This is a genomic window from Bradyrhizobium sp. CCH5-F6 (genome assembly GCF_001556045.1).
In the GTDB taxonomy this organism is placed as follows: Bacteria; Pseudomonadota; Alphaproteobacteria; order Rhizobiales; family Xanthobacteraceae; genus Bradyrhizobium.
Genome location: NZ_LSIC01000012.1, coordinates 22,477 through 38,220 on the forward strand (window position 1 = coordinate 22,477; position 15,744 = coordinate 38,220).

The following is a 15,744-nucleotide window of genomic DNA, read 5'->3' on the forward strand; positions in this document are numbered from 1 at the left end:
GTGGCATGCAAGCTAGCACGCTCGCCCGCTGCCCTACACGCAAAAACACCGGGCGAAACGCCCATTATTTCGTTTTCAGATCGACCGATTGCTCTCTCCGATCGATCCGAATTCGCAATCGCAGCACGGGACAGCTTTATTGATCTTCGAGCGATTCCAAATAGCTTGCTGCGAGGAACGCTCAGATTGAGAACGAAGAATGACAGCGGTTTTTGAGCCTTGGGACGAGACGCGCGGCGCCGAAATCATCGCCGAACATGCCGGGCAGGAAGGCGCGACGCTCGTCATCCTGCACGCGATTCAAGAGGCGTTCGGCTATGTGCCGCAGGCGGCGATCCCCCTGGTCGCGAAAGCACTCAATCTCTCGCGGGCCGAGGTCCATGGCGTGTTCACGTTCTACCATGATTTCCGCCACAAGCCGGCCGGCCGCCATGTGCTGAAGCTGTGCCGTGCGGAAGCCTGCCAGGCCGCGGGCGGCGACGCGCTGGCAGCGCGCGCCGAAGCGAAGCTCGGCGTGGCGCTCGGCGACACCACGGCCGACGACCGCATCACGTTGGAGCCGGTCTACTGCCTCGGCCTGTGCGCGACGGCGCCGTCCGCGATGCTCGATGGTCGCCTCGTCGGACGGCTCGATCAGAAGCGCCTCGATGCGCTGGTTGCGGAGGCACAGCGATGAGCATCCGCCTGTACGTATCGCGCGATGCCGGTGCGTTGGCCGTCGGCGCCGACGAGGTTGCCCATGCGCTGGAGCAGGCCGCAACCAGGCGCGGCGTTGCAGTGGAGATCGTCAGAACCGGCTCGCGCGGCCTCTACTGGCTGGAGCCGCTGGTCGAGGTCGCCACGCCCCAGGGCCGCATCGCTTTCGGTCCTGTCACCCAGACCGACGTGCCGTCCCTGCTCGACGCGCTCGCCAACAATACGCCGCATCTCTTGCAGCTGGGCGCGACCGACGAGATTCCCTGGCTGAAGCGCCAGACCCGCCTCACCTTCGCCCGCTGCGGCGTGATCGACCCGCGCTCGCTCGACGATTACCGCGCCCATGGTGGCTACAAGGGCCTCGAGCGCGCTCTCTCGCTTGGCACCGACGCAATCCTCAACGAAGTCACCGCGTCCGGTCTGCGCGGCCGCGGCGGCGCCGGCTTCCCGACCGGCATCAAGTGGACGACGGTCGCTCAAGCCAAGGCCGACCGCAAGTTCGTCGTCTGCAACGCCGACGAGGGCGATAGCGGCACTTTTGCCGACCGCATGATCATGGAAGGCGATCCCTTCCTGGTGGTCGAGGGCATGACGATCGCCGGGCTCACCGTCGGGGCGACCAAGGGCTACATCTACATCCGCAGCGAATATCCGCACGCGGTCGAGGCGATGAAGGCGGCCATCGTCGCGGCCCGGCGCGGCGGTTATCTCGGCACGAATATCGGCGGCTCGAAGCAATCCTTCGATCTCGAAGTGCGCGTCGGCGCCGGCGCCTACGTCTGCGGCGAGGAGACCTCGCTGCTGGAGAGCCTGGAAGGACGCCGCGGCATCGTGCGCGCCAAGCCGCCGCTGCCGGCCCATCACGGCCTGTTCGGCAAGCCGACCGTGATCAACAACGTGCTGTCGTTCGCCGCCGTCCCCTTCATCCTCGCCGAAGGCGCCAAGGCCTACGCCGATTTCGGCATGGGCCGCTCGCGCGGCACGATGCCGATCCAGCTCGCCGGCAACATCCGTTACGGCGGGCTGTTCGAGACCGCCTTCGGCGTGACGCTCGGCGAGCTCGTCGACGACATCGGCGGCGGCACGTTCACGGGCCGCCCGGTCCGGGCGGTGCAGGTCGGCGGCCCCCTCGGCGCCTATTTTCCCCGTGCGCTGTTCGATACGCCGTTCGATTACGAGGCCTTCGCCGCGCGCGACGGCCTGATCGGCCATGGCGGCATCGTCGTGTTCGACGACAGTGTCGACATGCGCAGGCAGGCGCGTTTCGCGATGGAGTTCTGCGCCATCGAATCCTGCGGCAAGTGCACGCCCTGCCGGATCGGCTCGACCCGCGGCGTCGAGACCATCGAGAAGATCATCAAGGGCGAGCGCGTGAGCGAGAATCTCGCGCTGGTCGAAGACCTCTGCAACACCATGAAGTTCGGCTCGCTCTGCGCGCTCGGCGGCTTCACGCCCTACCCTGTGCTCAGCGCGTTGAAGCATTTCCGGGAAGATTTCGCACCCGTACCGACCACGCTTCAGGCCGCGGAATAGGAGAACGACAATGTCTCTGATCGAAGAAATCGACTTCGGCACGCCGCGCTCGAGATCGGAAACGATGGTGACGCTGACCATCGACGGCAAGGAGGTCACGGTGCCAGAAGGCACCTCCATCATGCGCGCCGCGATGGATGCCGGCCACCAAATTCCGAAACTCTGCGCGACCGACATGGTCGACGCGTTCGGCTCCTGCCGGCTCTGCCTCGTCGAGATCGAGGGTCGCGCCGGCACGCCCGCCTCCTGCACCACGCCGGTGATGCCGGGTCTCGTCGTGCACACCCAGACCGAGCGGCTGAAGAAGCTGCGCAAGGGCGTGATGGAGCTCTACATCTCCGATCATCCGCTCGACTGCCTCACCTGCGGCGCCAACGGCGATTGCGAATTGCAGGACATGGCCGGCGCCGTGGGCCTGCGCGACGTGCGCTACGGTTATGAGGGCGAGAACCATGTTTTCGCCAAGACACCTGGCAGGACGGACGGCTGCACCAACGATCACTGGATGCCGAAGGACGAGTCCAACCCCTACTTCACCTATGACCCCTCCAAGTGCATCGTCTGCTCGCGCTGCGTCCGCGCCTGCGAGGAGGTGCAGGGTACCTTCGCGCTGACGATCTCAGGCCGCGGCTTCGACAGCCGCGTCTCGCCGGGCATGAGCGAGAGCTTCCTCGGCTCCGAATGCGTCTCCTGCGGCGCCTGCGTCCAGGCCTGCCCGACCGCGACGCTGACGGAGAAGTCCGTGATCGAGATCGGCCAGCCCGAGCACTCCGTCGTCACCACCTGCGCCTATTGCGGCGTCGGCTGCGCCTTCAAGGCCGAGATGCGCGGCGAGGAAGTGGTGCGCATGGTCCCCTACAAGGACGGCAAGGCCAATCGCGGCCATTCCTGCGTCAAGGGCCGCTTCGCCTGGGGCTACACCAACCACAAGGAGCGCATCCTCAAGCCGATGATCCGCGAGCGCATCGAGGATCCCTGGCGCGAGGTGTCGTGGGACGAGGCGTTCTCGTTTGCCGCCGCGAAGATGCGCGGCATCCAGAAGAAGTACGGCCGCGACGCCATCGGCGGCATCACCTCGTCCCGCTGCACCAATGAAGAGACCTATCTGGTGCAGAAGCTGATCCGCGCCGGCTTCGGCAACAACAATGTCGATACCTGCGCCCGCGTCTGCCACTCCCCGACCGGCTACGGCCTCGCCACCACCTTCGGCACCTCCGCCGGCACGCAGGATTTCGACTCAGTGGAAGACACCGACGTCGTGGTCGTGATCGGCGCAAACCCCGCATCCGCGCATCCGGTGTTCGCCTCGCGCCTGAAGAAGCGGCTGCGCCAGGGCGCCAAGCTGATCGTGATCGACCCGCGCCGCACCGAGATGGTGGAATCGCCGCATGTGAAGGCGCTGCATCTGCCCCTGATGCCCGGCACCAACGTCGCGGTCATGACGGCGATCGCGCATGTCATCGTCACCGAGGGCCTCGTCAACGAAGCCTTCGTGCGCGAGCGCTGCGACTGGAGCGAGTTCGAGGAATGGGCCGCCTTCGTCGCGCAAGCCCGGAACAGCCCGGAAGCGACCGCGATCCTCACCGGCGTCGATCCGAAGGCGCTGCGCGAGGCGGCCCGCACCTACGCCACCGGCGGCAATGGCGCGATCTATTACGGCCTCGGCGTCACCGAGCACAGCCAGGGCTCCACCACCGTGATCGCGATCGCCAATCTCGCGATGGCGACAGGCAATATCGGGCGCCCCGGCGTCGGCGTGAATCCGCTGCGCGGTCAGAACAACGTTCAGGGCTCCTGCGACATGGGCTCGTTCCCGCACGAACTGCCCGGCTATCGCCACATCTCGGGCGATGCCGTGCGCGAGCAGTTCGAGGCGCTGTGGAGCGTCAAGCTCAACCCGGAGCCGGGCCTGCGCATTCCCAACATGTTCGATGCCGCGGTCGAAGGCACCTTCATGGGCATCTACGTGCAGGGCGAGGACATCCTCCAGTCCGATCCCAACACCTCGCACGTCGTGGCGGCGCTGTCGGCGATGGAATGCGTCATCGTGCACGATCTCTTCCTGAACGAGACCGCCAACTACGCCCACGTCTTCCTGCCCGGCTCGAGCTTCCTCGAAAAGGACGGCACCTTCACCAACGCCGAGCGCCGCATCCAGCGCGTCCGCAAGGTGATGTCGCCGAAGAACGGCATGGCCGACTGGGAGGTCACCATCGGCCTCGCCAAGGCCATGGGCTTCGAGATGAAGTACAGCCATCCCTCCGAGATCATGGACGAGATCGCGGCGCTGACGCCGACCTTCGCCGGCGTCTCCTACGCCAAGCTCGACGAGCTCGGCTCGGTGCAGTGGCCCTGCAACGAGAAAGCGCCGGAGGGCACGCCGGTCATGCACATCGACGGCTTCGTCCGCGGCAAGGGCAAGTTCGTCGTCACCGAATATGTCGCGACCGACGAGCGCACCGGCCCGCGCTATCCCCTGCTGCTCACGACGGGCCGCATCCTCAGCCAGTACAATGTCGGCGCGCAGACGCGGCGGACCGAGAACGTGGTCTGGCATGCCGAGGATCGCCTCGAGATCCATCCGCACGATGCCGAGCAGCGCGGCGTGCGCGACGGCGACTGGGTGCGGCTGAAGAGCCGCGCCGGCGAGACCACGCTGCGCGCGGAGATCACCGACCGCGTCGCGCCCGGCGTCGTCTACACCACCTTCCACCACCCGGACACGCAAGCCAACGTCATCACGACCGACTATTCGGACTGGGCAACCAATTGCCCCGAATACAAGGTCACGGCGGTGCAGGTCTCGCCGTCGAACGGCCCGTCGGACTGGCAGAAGGCCTATGACGCACAGGCGCGGCAGTCCCGCCGCATCGTGCCGGCCGAAGCCGCGGAGTAGCGGCATGCACGTGCCAGTCCAGGCCATCGACCGCGAGATCTGGCGCGACGGTATCGCGTCCGGGGGAACACGATTCATTCCAGAGGAGACGCCCCTGGCCCTGACCTACAATGGCGGCACCTATGCCGTCATGATGGGAACGCCGCAGAATCTGGAAGATTTCGCAGTCGGATTCAGCGTGAGCGAAGGCATCGTCAGGTCAGCCGACGACATCCGCTCGCTGGAAGTGGTCCGCCTCGACGACGGCATCGAGCTCCGCATGTGGCTGGCAATGGAAGATGCCGCGCGGATCAGCGAGCGCCGCCGCCACGTCGCGGGACCCACCGGTTGCGGCATCTGCGGCATCGAGTCGATTGCCGAGGCGGTGCGCCCGGCTTCCGTTGTGCCTGACGGGCAGACCTTCACGCCGGAACAGATCATGACGGCGATGCAGGCCATCGCGCCGCTGCAATCGATCAACCTGCAGACCCGCGCCGTTCATGCCGCCGCGTTCTGGTCCCCTGCAGGCGGCATCGTCGCGCTGCGCGAGGATGTCGGCCGTCACAACGCCCTCGACAAGCTCGTGGGGACGCTGGCGCGCAGCCGCACGGATGCGCGGGGCGGCATGGTGCTGCTGACGAGCCGGGTCTCGGTGGAGATGGTGCAGAAGACGGCCGCAATCGGCGCCCCCGTGATGGTCGCCGTGTCTGCACCGACCGCGCTCGCGATACGCACGGCGGAAGCCGCCGGCATCACGCTGATAGCGATCGCGCGCCAGGACGGGTTCGAAGTGTTTTCGCATGGCGAGCGGATCGTCTCCCGCCATGCCACGGAGGTTGCCGATGTCGCCTGACCGCCTGATCTACATGGCCAACCAGATCGGCAAATTCTTCCAGAGCCAGGGCCATGACAGGGCCGTGCCGGGGATCGCCGAGCACATCAAGAAATTCTGGGATCCGCGGATGAAGCGCGCGATCTTCGCCCATCTCGATGCGGGCGGCGCAGGCCTCGAACCCGATGTGCGCGAAGCCATCACCTCGCTGAAGCAGGCGACGTCACTTCCAGCAGCGCCCTGAACACGCGCCGCACCTCGGTCTGCGTCTCCTTCACGCGCGCCTCCAACGACGAGAAATCCGGCGCGTCGCCGGCGCGCGCCATCACGCGCAGAAGATCGGTGCCGGCGGTCTCCGGCTTGAAGCGTTCGCTGACGCACAGCCGCAGGATCTGCGTCAGGTCGTGGTAGAGCCGCGCCGCGGCACGCAATATCTCCGTCTCCGACTGAGGGAGAAAGCCGAGCCTGCATGCATTGTCCAGCACCTGCATGGTGCCGACGTCGAGAATCTCGGGCTTGTCGTGCGCGTGCACGAGCTGGAGATATTGCGCGATGAAGTCGATGTCGACCATGCCGCCGGCGGCATGTTTGAGATCCCAGCAATCGGCCTCGCCCTTCTCCTGCGCGATCGCGCGCCGCATGTCCGCGACGTCGTTGGCGGTGATGGCGGGATCGCGCGGGCGGGTCAGGACCTCGCGGATGACGCGCTCGATCCGTTCCCGGAATTCGGGCGATGCCGACACCACGCGGGCGCGCGTCAGTGCCATGTGCTCCCAGGTCCAGGCCTCGTTGGCCTGGTAGTCCGCGAACGAGACGAGGCTCGACGCCACCGGACCGGCGCGTCCCGAGGGCCGCAGCCGCATGTCGATCTCGTAGAGCACGCCGTAATTGGTGCGCGTCGTGAAGGCACTGATCAGACGCTGGGTGAAGCGGGCGAAATAGTGGGCACCGTGCAGGGACTTCGCACCATCGGAGTCCGGATTCTCGCCGTCGAAATCGTAGAGCAGGATCAGGTCGAGATCTGACGAGGCGGTCATCTCGCGGCTGCCGAGGCGGCCCATCGCGACGATCGCGGTCTGCTGATCCTTGATGCGGCCGTGCTGGGCGGCAAAGCGGTCTGCGACGAGGCCATGGACAGTGTGGACGATGCCTTCGGCGACGTCGGCAAAGGCCGTGCTCGCCTGTTGCGCCGAGACCGTGCCGGACAAGATACGCGTGCCGATGAGGAACAGGCTCTCCTGACCGAACTGGCGCAGGCGGTCGAGGAATTCTTCGTATGAGCCGGCGTCCTGCACGGTCGTGGCGAGCCGTCCCGACAATTCCTGCCGGTCCGGCATGGCGCCGAAGAAGCGGGGATCGATCAGGCCGTCCATGAGCTGCGGCTGCCGCGCCAGCATCTCGCCGAGCCGGGGCGCCGCGCCCAGCACCAGGGCCACCAGCGCGACGAGATCGCGATTCTGGCCGAGCAACGTGATCAACCGGCCGCCGCGCTGGAGCGCGCCGAGGAAATGATCGAACGCCACGACGGCGCGATCGGGCTCTTCGGCATGGGCAAGTCCGTCGATAAGCGTCGGCACGAATTCGACGAAGGCGCTTCGCGTCGCCTCAACGCGAAACACACGATAATCGCCGGTGATCCAGTCGCGCACGGTCTGCGCGACGGCGGCAGGCTTCTTGAAGCCGAGCGCCGTCAGGTGCTGGAGCAAGCGCGGATCGTCCGGCCCGGCACTGTAGTCCAACGCCGGCAGCTTGGCCGTCCCGGTCGGATCGTCGCCCTCGAACAGTTTTTCGTAGTGACCCTGGACGATCTGCAGCTGCTGCAAGAGGTCGCGCGCAAAGGCCTCGCGGTCCGGATAGCCGAAGAACCAGGCGAAGCGTTCGACCGCTTGCTTGTCCTCGGGCAGCGTGTGGGTCTGCTCGTCGGCGATCATCTGGAGGCGATGCTCGACACGGCGCAGGAATTCGTAGGCGGTGGTCAGTTCGTCGCGCGCCGCAGGGGTGATCCACTTGCTGGAGGCGAGCACATCGAGCGCTATCAGCGTCGGCCGCACCCGCAACTCCGGATGGCGGCCGCCCGCGATCAGCTGCTGCGTCTGCGCGAAGAACTCGATCTCGCGGATGCCGCCGCGCCCGACCTTCACGTTATGCCCCTCGACCGCGATCTCGCTCTGGCCGCGATAGGTCTGCATCTGCCGCTTCATGTCGTGCACGTCGGCGAGTGCGGCGAAGTCGAGATGCTTGCGCCAGACAAAGGGCGCGATCTCGGCGAGCAGGGCCTCGCCTGCTTTTGCATCGCCGGCACAGGCGCGCGCCTTGATCATCGCGGCGCGTTCCCAGGTGCGCCCTTCCCGCTCGTAATAGCCCAGCGCGGCGTCGCGGGAGATCGCCACCTGCGTCGAAGACGGATCGGGCCGCAGGCGCAGATCGACGCGGAAGACGTAACCGTCATAAGTGCGCTGCTGGAGGATTCGCGCCATCCCCTGCGTGACACGGACGAAGAACGGCTGCGGCTCGATGTCCGCGGCCAGGGTCGTGGCATCGGGATCGAAGAACACGATGAGGTCGATATCGCTGGAATAGTTCAGCTCGCCCGCGCCCATCTTGCCCATCGCGAGCACGATCAGCCCGCAGCCTTCTTCGGGCGCCTCGGGATTCGGAGGGCAGAGCTTGCCGCGTGCGGCTTCCTGCCGCAGCAGATATTGAAGCGCGGCCTGCACGGAAGACACCGCGACGTCGGTCAGCGCGGCCGTCACCCGCATCACCGGCCAGACGCCGCCGATGTCGCACAGCGCGATCAGCAGCGCGGCCTCCGCCTTCATCCGGCGCAGCAGCCGCATCACCTCGGCTTCGTCGGAGGCCGCCAACACCGCGCTCCGCGCCTCCGCAATCAAAGCCGCCAGATGCGCATCCGGGTCGGATTCGAGCAGCCGGATCAGGCGCAGCGCATCGGCGCGCACCAGGTCGAACAGATAGGGCGAGAATTCCGCGATGCCGGCCAGGATGTTGCGGGCGAAAGGATGGCCCAGCAGCGCTTCGAGACGAGCCGATTGCGCCGGCTCGAGCTCGGCCAGCCAATTCTCGAGACGTCGTTCGTCGGTTGTGGAAGCGGCAATATGGGGAGCCGCCGCGAAGCGTGCGGCCAGCCTCTCACCATGCTTGTCCGCGTATCCCGGCGCGGAGTGGTTCATGCCACCTTCTGTGGCACATCCGGTATTGGCGGAGCAACCCTGTCGCCGGCCCCGGCGCGCGCCGGCAGCACGAGCGTGGCGACGAGACCTGGATGGGCATCGCCCAAGCGCAATTCGCCGCCATGCAATGTCGCAACCGCCGAAGCGAGGCTGAGACCGAGGCCGGAGCCCGGCAGGGTGCGGCTGGCCTCCAGCCGCACGAATCGCTCGACGACGTGCTTGCGATCCGCTTCGGGGATCCCCGGACCACGATCGGTGACGCTGAGCAGCACCTGATCGCCGTCGCGCCTGGCCTCGATCGTGATCTGCCTCGCGTCCATGCTGACCACGGTTCCGGCGGCCTGCGCCGCCGGCTTGCCGTATTTGATCGCATTCTCGACCAGATTGGCGAGCGCCTGGCTGATCAGCTCGCGATTGGCATGAATCGGCGCCGGCTCGCACTTGACCTTCAGGGTCATGCCGTCGTCCTCGGCCAGCGGCTCGTAAAGCTCGTGGATACCGCCCGCGACCTCGGCGGCATCGAAGTCGTCCATGTTGCCGCGCGCCTGCCCGGATTCTGCCCGCGCGATCATCAGGAGCGCGTTGAAGGTGCGGATGAGACCGTCGGATTCCTCGATGGTCCGCTCCAGCGCGGCGCGGTAATCGGCTTCGCCGCCCGATCGCGCCAGCGCCTCCTCGGCGCGATTGCGCAGCCGGGTCAGCGGCGTCTTGAGATCATGCGCGATGTTGTCGGAGACTTCCTTGAGCCCCGCCATCAGCGCCTCGATCCGCTCCAGCATGGCGTTGAGGTTTTCCGCGAGGCGATCAAGCTCGTCGCCGCTCCGCCCGACAGGAAGGCGCTCGCTGAGATCGCCGCTCATGATTCGCTGCGTGGTGCCGGTCATGGCGTCGATGCGCCTCAGCACCCTTCGCGCGACGAAGATGCCGCCGCCGAGGCCAAGCACGACGACGATCAGGACCGACCATTGCGCCGCCTTCGCCACGATGCCGAACAGGCGACGCCGCTCGTCGAGATCGCGGCCGATCAGAAGACGGAAGCCGTTCTCGAGCTCGGTGACGCGCACCAGCGCGCGATGATCGCGCTCGTCGGCGTCCTCGATCCGCCGGTAGGCCGTTTCGGACCAGCCGCGCGTCGCCATCACGCCAGGCGCGAGCGAGCCGACATTGCCGGCGATCGCCTGCCCGGTCGGCGTGGTCACCAGATAGAGGTTGGCGCCCGGCCGCAGCGCCCGGTACTCGATCGCGAGCACGAGGCCACGCAGGCCTCGGCGGCCGTAGATCTCGTTGATCTCCGAGGTCTCGGAGTTCACCGTCTGCGTGATTTCCTCGGTGATCAGCCGCCGCGTATTCCAGGCGAAATAGGCCAGCAAAGAGGCCGCGAACATCGCGAACAGCAGCAGATAGACCAGCGTCAGCCGGAATGCCGTGGTGCGGACGAGTTTACCGAATGCCGTCACGGATCAAGTCACCTGGCGAGTGGAAGTGTCCGCCGACATTACCACGGGTCTCCGAAGTCCCAGAAGTGACAAAGCGTTCACAATCTCATTGGGAGATTTCTGCTGGACAGAAATATCTCTCACAGATATATTCATTGTTCATGAAGACGGTGTTGTACACCAAGGCAGCGCTACGGAGTCTTCAGGCTCACGGCAACCGCGCAAAGCAAATCCGCGCCAAGATCGAGCAGTACGCCACGACCCCGGAAAGCCTGGCGAACAACGTCATTCAGCTCACGGGCAGCAGCGCAAAGCGCCTTCGCATCGCGGGCTTTCGCGTTCTGTTCACCGAGACTGAAACGACGATCACCGTTCTGGACGTGGGTCCGCGTGGCGCAATCTACCAATAGGAGCGATCATGCCCGTCATGACCAAGACCCCCCAGGGCGACGATATCGTGATCCTGTCGCGCGCCGAATACGACGCCCTGACGATGGGTCGGCGGGATGAGGATGCGGCTGACGCGGCACGAGCCAACGGCATCCTGGCCGATATCGAGATGGGGACCGAGATCCTTTTGAGCAGCGAACAGGCGAGCGAGTTGCTCGAGGCCAAAACCCCACTGGCATTCTGGCGCAAGCATCGCGGCATGACCCAAGAGGCCTTGTCGAAATCCGTCGGCGTGGCTCAGGGCTTCATTTCCGAAATCGAGAACGGAGCAAAGACCGGCGATGTACAGACCCTCGCCCTCATCGCGCGGGCACTCGGAGTTTCGTTAGACGATCTGGTCATCCCAATGCCGGTCAAATCGTCAAAACAGGGATCCGGCAAGGCTCGCATGATCCGCGCGACAAGCTCGAAGGGCAGAGGACGCGCACGATCGCGCGCCACGAAGCGCAAAGTGAAGTCGCCCTCAGCTTAGATTTCAACGGCCCGTCTCAGCTCTGCGAGGTCGAGATCACGGACCATGAAACGCAAATCCCTACCGTATCCCGTCACGGATCATGTACCCCGCGCCGCGGATCGTGTGCAGCAGCGGCCGCTCGAAACCCTTGTCGATCTTGGAACGCAGCCGCGAAATGTGCACGTCGATCACGTTGGTCTGCGGATCGAAATGATAGTCCCAGACGTTCTCGAGCAGCATGGTGCGAGTCACCACCTGCCCGGCATGCTTCATCAGGTATTCGAGCAGGCGGAATTCGCGCGGCTGGAGCGTCAGCTCATCCTTGCCGCGAGCGACGCGATGTGACAGCCGGTCGAGCTCGAGATCGCCGACGCGATAGAGCGTGTCCTCGGCGGGACCGCCGCGACGGCGCGACAGCACCTCGACGCGGGCCAGTAGCTCGGCGAAAGAATAGGGCTTCGGCAGATAGTCGTCGCCGCCGGCACGCAGGCCCTTGATGCGGTCATCGACCTGACCGAGCGCGGAGAGAATCAGCACCGGCGTCGTGTTGCCCTTGTCGCGCAGTGCGCCGATCAGCGACAGGCCGTCGCGCTTGGGCAGCATGCGGTCGACCACCAGCACGTCGTAATCGCCGTTCTCGGCCATGGCGAGGCCTTCCTCGCCGTCAGCGGCGTGGTCGGCAATGTGTCCGACCTCGCGAAACGCCTTGGCGAGATAATCGGCGGATTCGCGGTCGTCTTCGATGATGAGGAGGCGCATCGTGCGTTCGGCGGCGGTCAAGGGAGGGAACCTTCTCTAAACATGGCGCGAGCGGCAATCGCATGCAAGCCGAGCGGGAGAGTCTCGGAGCGGGAAAAGGCGGGCGGTGAGGCTGGGGGGACCTCACCGCCCTAGGCCTTCCGACGGAGGGGGGCGTAATTCCACCGGAAGGTAGTGAGGGGAAGCGAACGTTGCGCTGCTTCCCCGAAGGGGCCGTCGGCGGGGGCGACTGATGCCGGCGACACCCTCCATCTCGTAAGCCTCCCGAAGGTTAGCCCTTGGCGATGGGCACGGCGACGAAGCGCGACTGGCCGCCGCTCTTCACGCGCATCAGGACGCTGTTCTTGTTGTCGGTCCGAGCCGCGTTGATGGCGTCGCGGACTTCGCCGGCGGTGGCCACGCTCTTGCCGCCGACTTCGAGGATCACGTCGCCTTCCTTGAAGCCGCGTTCGGCGGCAGCACTCTTCGGATCGACTTCGGTGACGACGACGCCTTCCTTGCCGGCGCCGGCCACGGAGTTGGCGGGGGCAACGGTCATGCCGAGCTTGGGCACGTCGGTGCCGCGATTGGCACCCTTGCCGCCGTCCTTGTCGGTGTCGGCCTTGGCCTCGACCGTGTTCGGCAGCTGGCCGAGGGTGAGGTTCACGACCTTGTCCTGGCCCTTGTGCAGCACGTTGAGCTTCACGGTCGCGCCGGGCGCCATGCCGCCGATGGTGCGGGCGAGCTCACGGGCGTCCTTGACGGCATCACCGTTGACCGCCGTGATCACGTCGCCGGACTCGATGCCCGCCTTGGCGGCCGGACCATTGGCCTGCGGCTCCGCCACCAGCGCGCCTTCGGCCTTCTTCATGCCGAGGCTGTCGGCGATGTCGGAGGTCACGGGCTGGATTTGAACGCCGATCCAGCCGCGGCTGACCGAGCCCTTGTCCTTGAGCTGCGCGACCACGCTCTTCACGGTGCTGGCCGGAATCGAGAACGCGATGCCGACACTGCCGCCGGAGGGCGAGTAGATCGCCGTGTTGACGCCCATCACCTCGCCGTTGGTATCGAAGGCGGGACCGCCGGAATTGCCCTTGTTCACGGGCGCGTCGATCTGGATGAAATCGTCATAGGGCCCGTTGCCGATGTCGCGACCGCTCGCCGAGACGATGCCCGCGGTCACGGTGCCGCCGAGGCCGAAGGGATTGCCGACGGCGAGCACCCAGTCGCCGATCCGCGGCTTGCTGTCGGCGAGCTTGGCGAACGGGAAGTTCGAGCCGCCCTCGACCTTGATCAAGGCGAGGTCGGTGCGCTGGTCGGTGCCGATCACCTTGGCGGTGTAGGTCTTGCCGTCATCGGTGGTGACCTCGACCTTGTCGGCGCCGTCGACCACGTGGTTGTTGGTCACGGCATAGCCGTCGGCCGAGATGAAGAAGCCGGAGCCCTGGCCCTGCACGACGCGGCCGCGGCCTCCCTTCATGCCCGGGAGGCCGTCGGGACCGCCGAAGCGGCGGAAGAAGCGCTCCATCGGCGAGCCCGGCTGGAAGGGCGAGGACGAGTCATCCCCGTCTTCGTTGCTCGCGGTCTTCTCCTTGATGTTGACCTTCACCGAGATCACGGACGGCTTCACGCGTTCGACGACGTCGGCGAAACCGACGGGACGCTCGACCTTGCGAACCTCGTTGTTCACCTGCGCATGCGCCGGGCTGGAGAACAGGTCGGCCGGCGAGGTCGACGGGCCATAGCCATAGACGGCAGCGCCGAGACCGGCGACGACCGAAGCCATCAGCGCGAGCTTGCGCGCCGAGAACACCGAGCGGCGCGGCTGCCGGTACGACGGGAGGTTCGAAAGATCGATACGGTCGGTCATGCAGAAATCTCCAGGGCCTTGAAATCCTTGTGGCGCCGATACCGGCACCTTGCGGACCTGAAGATGGGGGCTCCCGCCTTACCGCGCGCTGGCGGCGGGGTTAAACTTTCGTAATGAAGGGCGAAGATGGATGCGGCAGTTTAGCACAGACTGAAAATTGTGGTCTTACAGGAACTTAATCGAGTTCCCGCGCCGAGACTGAGGCGCAGCTTTTACCGCTTAGCTTGCCCTGACGCTGACGATGAACTCGTCGACTTCGCGCTTCAAAGTCTCGGCCTGCTGCGACAGGTCGACAGCCGAATCCCGCGCCTCGGCGGCCATGCGGCCGGTCTCCGCGGAGGTCGAGGTGATCTGGACGATATGATTGGAAACGTCGAGGGTGCCGCGCGCGGCGTCCTGGGCGCTGCGCGTGATCTCCTGCGTGGCGTTGCGCTGCTGGGCGGTGTCGATCTCGATGCCGGACATGATCGACGAAATCTCCGACAGCGTCTTGGAGATGCCGTCGATCGCGCCGCGGGTTTCCGCAGTGATGCCCTGAATGCTGGCGACATGGGAGGTGATCTCCTCCGTCGCCTTGCTGGTCTGATGCGCCAGAGTCTTCACCTCGGAAGCGACCACCGCAAATCCCTTGCCGGCCTCCCCTGCCCGTGCCGCCTCGATGGTGGCGTTGAGCGCCAGGAGATTGGTCTGCGACGCGATCGCCTGCACGAGCTGGACGACCTCGCCGATCTTCTCGGCGGCATCCGACAGCGTGTGGATGGTATCGCGGCTTTTCTCCGCCTGTGACGCCGCGCCCTCGGCGCGCTGGGTCGCGTCCGTGACGCGGCGGCTGATCGTGCCGATCGAACTCGTCATCTCCTCGGCAGACCCCGCCACCGTCTGCACGCTGGTGCTGGCCTGGCTGGCGGCGCTCGCGACCGCATTGGCCTTGGTGCTGGTGTCATTGGCCGTCCGCGACAGTGTCTCGGCGTTGGTCTTCAGATGCACGGCCGATGACGCCACGCTGGCAACGACGCTGGCGACCAGATCGTTGAAGCGCTTGATCCGGTCGTCCAGGAATTTCGACCGCTCGGCCTGATGCTGCGCTTCATGCAGCTGCTGCTCGGAGAGGCGGCGCCGCTCGAGGCCGTTGGTCTTGAAGACCTCCAGCGCGCCGGCGAGCAGGCCGATCTCGTTGGTGCGGCCGAGCCCGGGAACGGCGGTCTCGAATTTCTGGTCGGCGACCTCGCGCATGGCATGCACGATTGCCGACAGGGGGGTGAGGATGCCGTTGCGCACAGCGAACCAGGTGACGAGGCAGATCGCGGCGGCGAAGACCGCAATCACGCCGCAGGCGATCAGGAACCAGGAGAACGCGGTCTGCGCCTGCTGGTAGATCTGCATCGCATGGTCGCGCGCCGGGCCGCTCAGCGCGGCAAATTGCGACGACAGGCTGGTGATCTCGTTGTTGAGATAGAGCACCGCGACGAAGCCGGTACCACCGCCGATGCCCAGCAGGAACAATAATGCAGCGACGACGGCGCCGACCAGGAAGCGGATCGTCAGATTGCTGTTCGCGAACATCGGGAGGACTCAGAGGCTGGAATTGATCTCCCGACAAGCTTCCAGACAAAGGTCAAAATAGCATGAAACGCGCGGCGGCGGCCGCCGCCTGGCTTCCATTTTGCGGTTG

12 protein-coding genes are annotated in these 15,744 nt (G+C 65.9%); 7 read left to right on the forward strand and 5 right to left on the reverse strand.

Annotated features, from left to right (window positions below):
* Positions 1–199: 199 nt before the first annotated feature.
* From AX729_RS00995 to AX729_RS01015, 5 genes are read left to right on the forward strand one after another with little or no spacing between them, the layout of a single operon-like run.
* The gene (locus tag AX729_RS00995; RefSeq protein ID WP_061020036.1) at positions 200–676 is read left to right on the forward strand and encodes a formate dehydrogenase subunit gamma; all 477 of its coding nucleotides are present in this window, start codon (positions 200–202) and stop codon (positions 674–676) included.
* A complete protein-coding gene (locus AX729_RS01000; RefSeq protein ID WP_061020037.1) occupies positions 673–2,229 on the forward strand; it encodes a formate dehydrogenase beta subunit in 1,557 nt (518 codons plus the stop codon). The genes AX729_RS00995 and AX729_RS01000 overlap by 4 nt, the downstream gene beginning before the upstream one ends.
* A 10-nt stretch (positions 2,230–2,239) precedes the next feature.
* A complete protein-coding gene (gene fdhF, locus AX729_RS01005) occupies positions 2,240–5,125 on the forward strand; it encodes a formate dehydrogenase subunit alpha (RefSeq protein ID WP_061020038.1) in 2,886 nt (961 codons plus the stop codon).
* A gap of 4 nt (positions 5,126–5,129) precedes the next feature.
* Positions 5,130–5,957 carry a formate dehydrogenase accessory sulfurtransferase FdhD gene (fdhD, locus tag AX729_RS01010; RefSeq protein ID WP_061020039.1) on the forward strand — a complete coding sequence of 276 codons (828 nt, stop codon included), beginning with the start codon at positions 5,130–5,132 and terminating at the stop codon, positions 5,955–5,957.
* Positions 5,947–6,180 carry a formate dehydrogenase subunit delta gene (locus AX729_RS01015; RefSeq protein WP_061020040.1) on the forward strand — a complete coding sequence of 78 codons (234 nt, stop codon included), beginning with the start codon at positions 5,947–5,949 and terminating at the stop codon, positions 6,178–6,180. Before fdhD ends, AX729_RS01015 begins: the two co-directional genes overlap by 11 nt.
* On the opposite strand, the gene AX729_RS01020 is transcribed toward AX729_RS01015, so the two are convergent.
* The gene (locus AX729_RS01020; protein ID WP_061020041.1) at positions 6,137–9,124 is read right to left on the reverse strand and encodes a bifunctional [glutamine synthetase] adenylyltransferase/[glutamine synthetase]-adenylyl-L-tyrosine phosphorylase; all 2,988 of its coding nucleotides are present in this window, start codon (positions 9,122–9,124) and stop codon (positions 6,137–6,139) included. The two genes, AX729_RS01015 and AX729_RS01020, sit on opposite strands and share 44 nt — an antisense overlap.
* Positions 9,121–10,581: a sensor histidine kinase gene (locus AX729_RS01025; protein ID WP_061020042.1), complete on the reverse strand. Its 1,461-nt coding sequence runs from the start codon at positions 10,579–10,581 to the stop codon at positions 9,121–9,123. Before AX729_RS01025 ends, AX729_RS01020 begins: the two co-directional genes overlap by 4 nt.
* 140 nt (positions 10,582–10,721) lie before the next feature.
* Between AX729_RS01025 and AX729_RS01030 the strand changes: the two genes are divergently transcribed.
* Positions 10,722–10,970 carry a type II toxin-antitoxin system RelE family toxin gene (locus AX729_RS01030; RefSeq protein WP_061020043.1) on the forward strand — a complete coding sequence of 83 codons (249 nt, stop codon included), beginning with the start codon at positions 10,722–10,724 and terminating at the stop codon, positions 10,968–10,970.
* An 8-nt stretch (positions 10,971–10,978) separates the two neighbouring features.
* Entirely contained in the window at positions 10,979–11,482 is a 504-nt protein-coding gene (locus AX729_RS01035) for a helix-turn-helix domain-containing protein (protein WP_061020044.1), read from the forward strand.
* Positions 11,483–11,542: 60 nt separating this feature from the next.
* Here the strand turns inward: AX729_RS01035 and AX729_RS01040 are convergent, their stop codons facing one another.
* The 3 genes from AX729_RS01040 to AX729_RS01050 form a co-directional block, all read right to left on the reverse strand.
* The gene (locus tag AX729_RS01040) at positions 11,543–12,223 is read right to left on the reverse strand and encodes a response regulator transcription factor (protein WP_061020281.1); all 681 of its coding nucleotides are present in this window, start codon (positions 12,221–12,223) and stop codon (positions 11,543–11,545) included.
* A 271-nt stretch (positions 12,224–12,494) separates the two neighbouring features.
* On the reverse strand, positions 12,495–14,072 hold the full coding sequence (locus AX729_RS01045; RefSeq protein WP_061020045.1) for a Do family serine endopeptidase: 1,578 nt from the start codon (positions 14,070–14,072) through the stop codon (positions 12,495–12,497).
* Between the two features lie 219 nt (positions 14,073–14,291).
* Positions 14,292–15,635, reverse strand: coding sequence for a methyl-accepting chemotaxis protein (locus AX729_RS01050; protein ID WP_061020046.1), 1,344 nt, complete (start codon positions 15,633–15,635; stop codon positions 14,292–14,294).
* Positions 15,636–15,744: the final 109 nt, after the last annotated feature.

Bases quoted from the DNA above. Each gene is read 5' to 3' on its own strand.
- AX729_RS01020 (WP_061020041.1), bottom strand. From the start codon at position 9,124: ATGAACCACTCCGCGCCGGGATACGCGGACAAGCATGGTGAGAGGCTG.
- AX729_RS01015 (WP_061020040.1), top strand. From the start codon at position 5,947: ATGTCGCCTGACCGCCTGATCTACATGGCCAACCAGATCGGCAAATTC.
- AX729_RS01050 (WP_061020046.1), bottom strand. From the start codon at position 15,635: ATGTTCGCGAACAGCAATCTGACGATCCGCTTCCTGGTCGGCGCCGTC.
- AX729_RS01035 (WP_061020044.1), top strand. From the start codon at position 10,979: ATGCCCGTCATGACCAAGACCCCCCAGGGCGACGATATCGTGATCCTG.
- AX729_RS01030 (WP_061020043.1), top strand. From the start codon at position 10,722: ATGAAGACGGTGTTGTACACCAAGGCAGCGCTACGGAGTCTTCAGGCT.
- AX729_RS01000 (WP_061020037.1), top strand. From the start codon at position 673: ATGAGCATCCGCCTGTACGTATCGCGCGATGCCGGTGCGTTGGCCGTC.
- AX729_RS01040 (WP_061020281.1), bottom strand. From the start codon at position 12,223: ATGCGCCTCCTCATCATCGAAGACGACCGCGAATCCGCCGATTATCTC.
- AX729_RS01045 (WP_061020045.1), bottom strand. From the start codon at position 14,072: ATGACCGACCGTATCGATCTTTCGAACCTCCCGTCGTACCGGCAGCCG.
- fdhD (WP_061020039.1), top strand. From the start codon at position 5,130: ATGCACGTGCCAGTCCAGGCCATCGACCGCGAGATCTGGCGCGACGGT.
- AX729_RS00995 (WP_061020036.1), top strand. From the start codon at position 200: ATGACAGCGGTTTTTGAGCCTTGGGACGAGACGCGCGGCGCCGAAATC.
- fdhF (WP_061020038.1), top strand. From the start codon at position 2,240: ATGTCTCTGATCGAAGAAATCGACTTCGGCACGCCGCGCTCGAGATCG.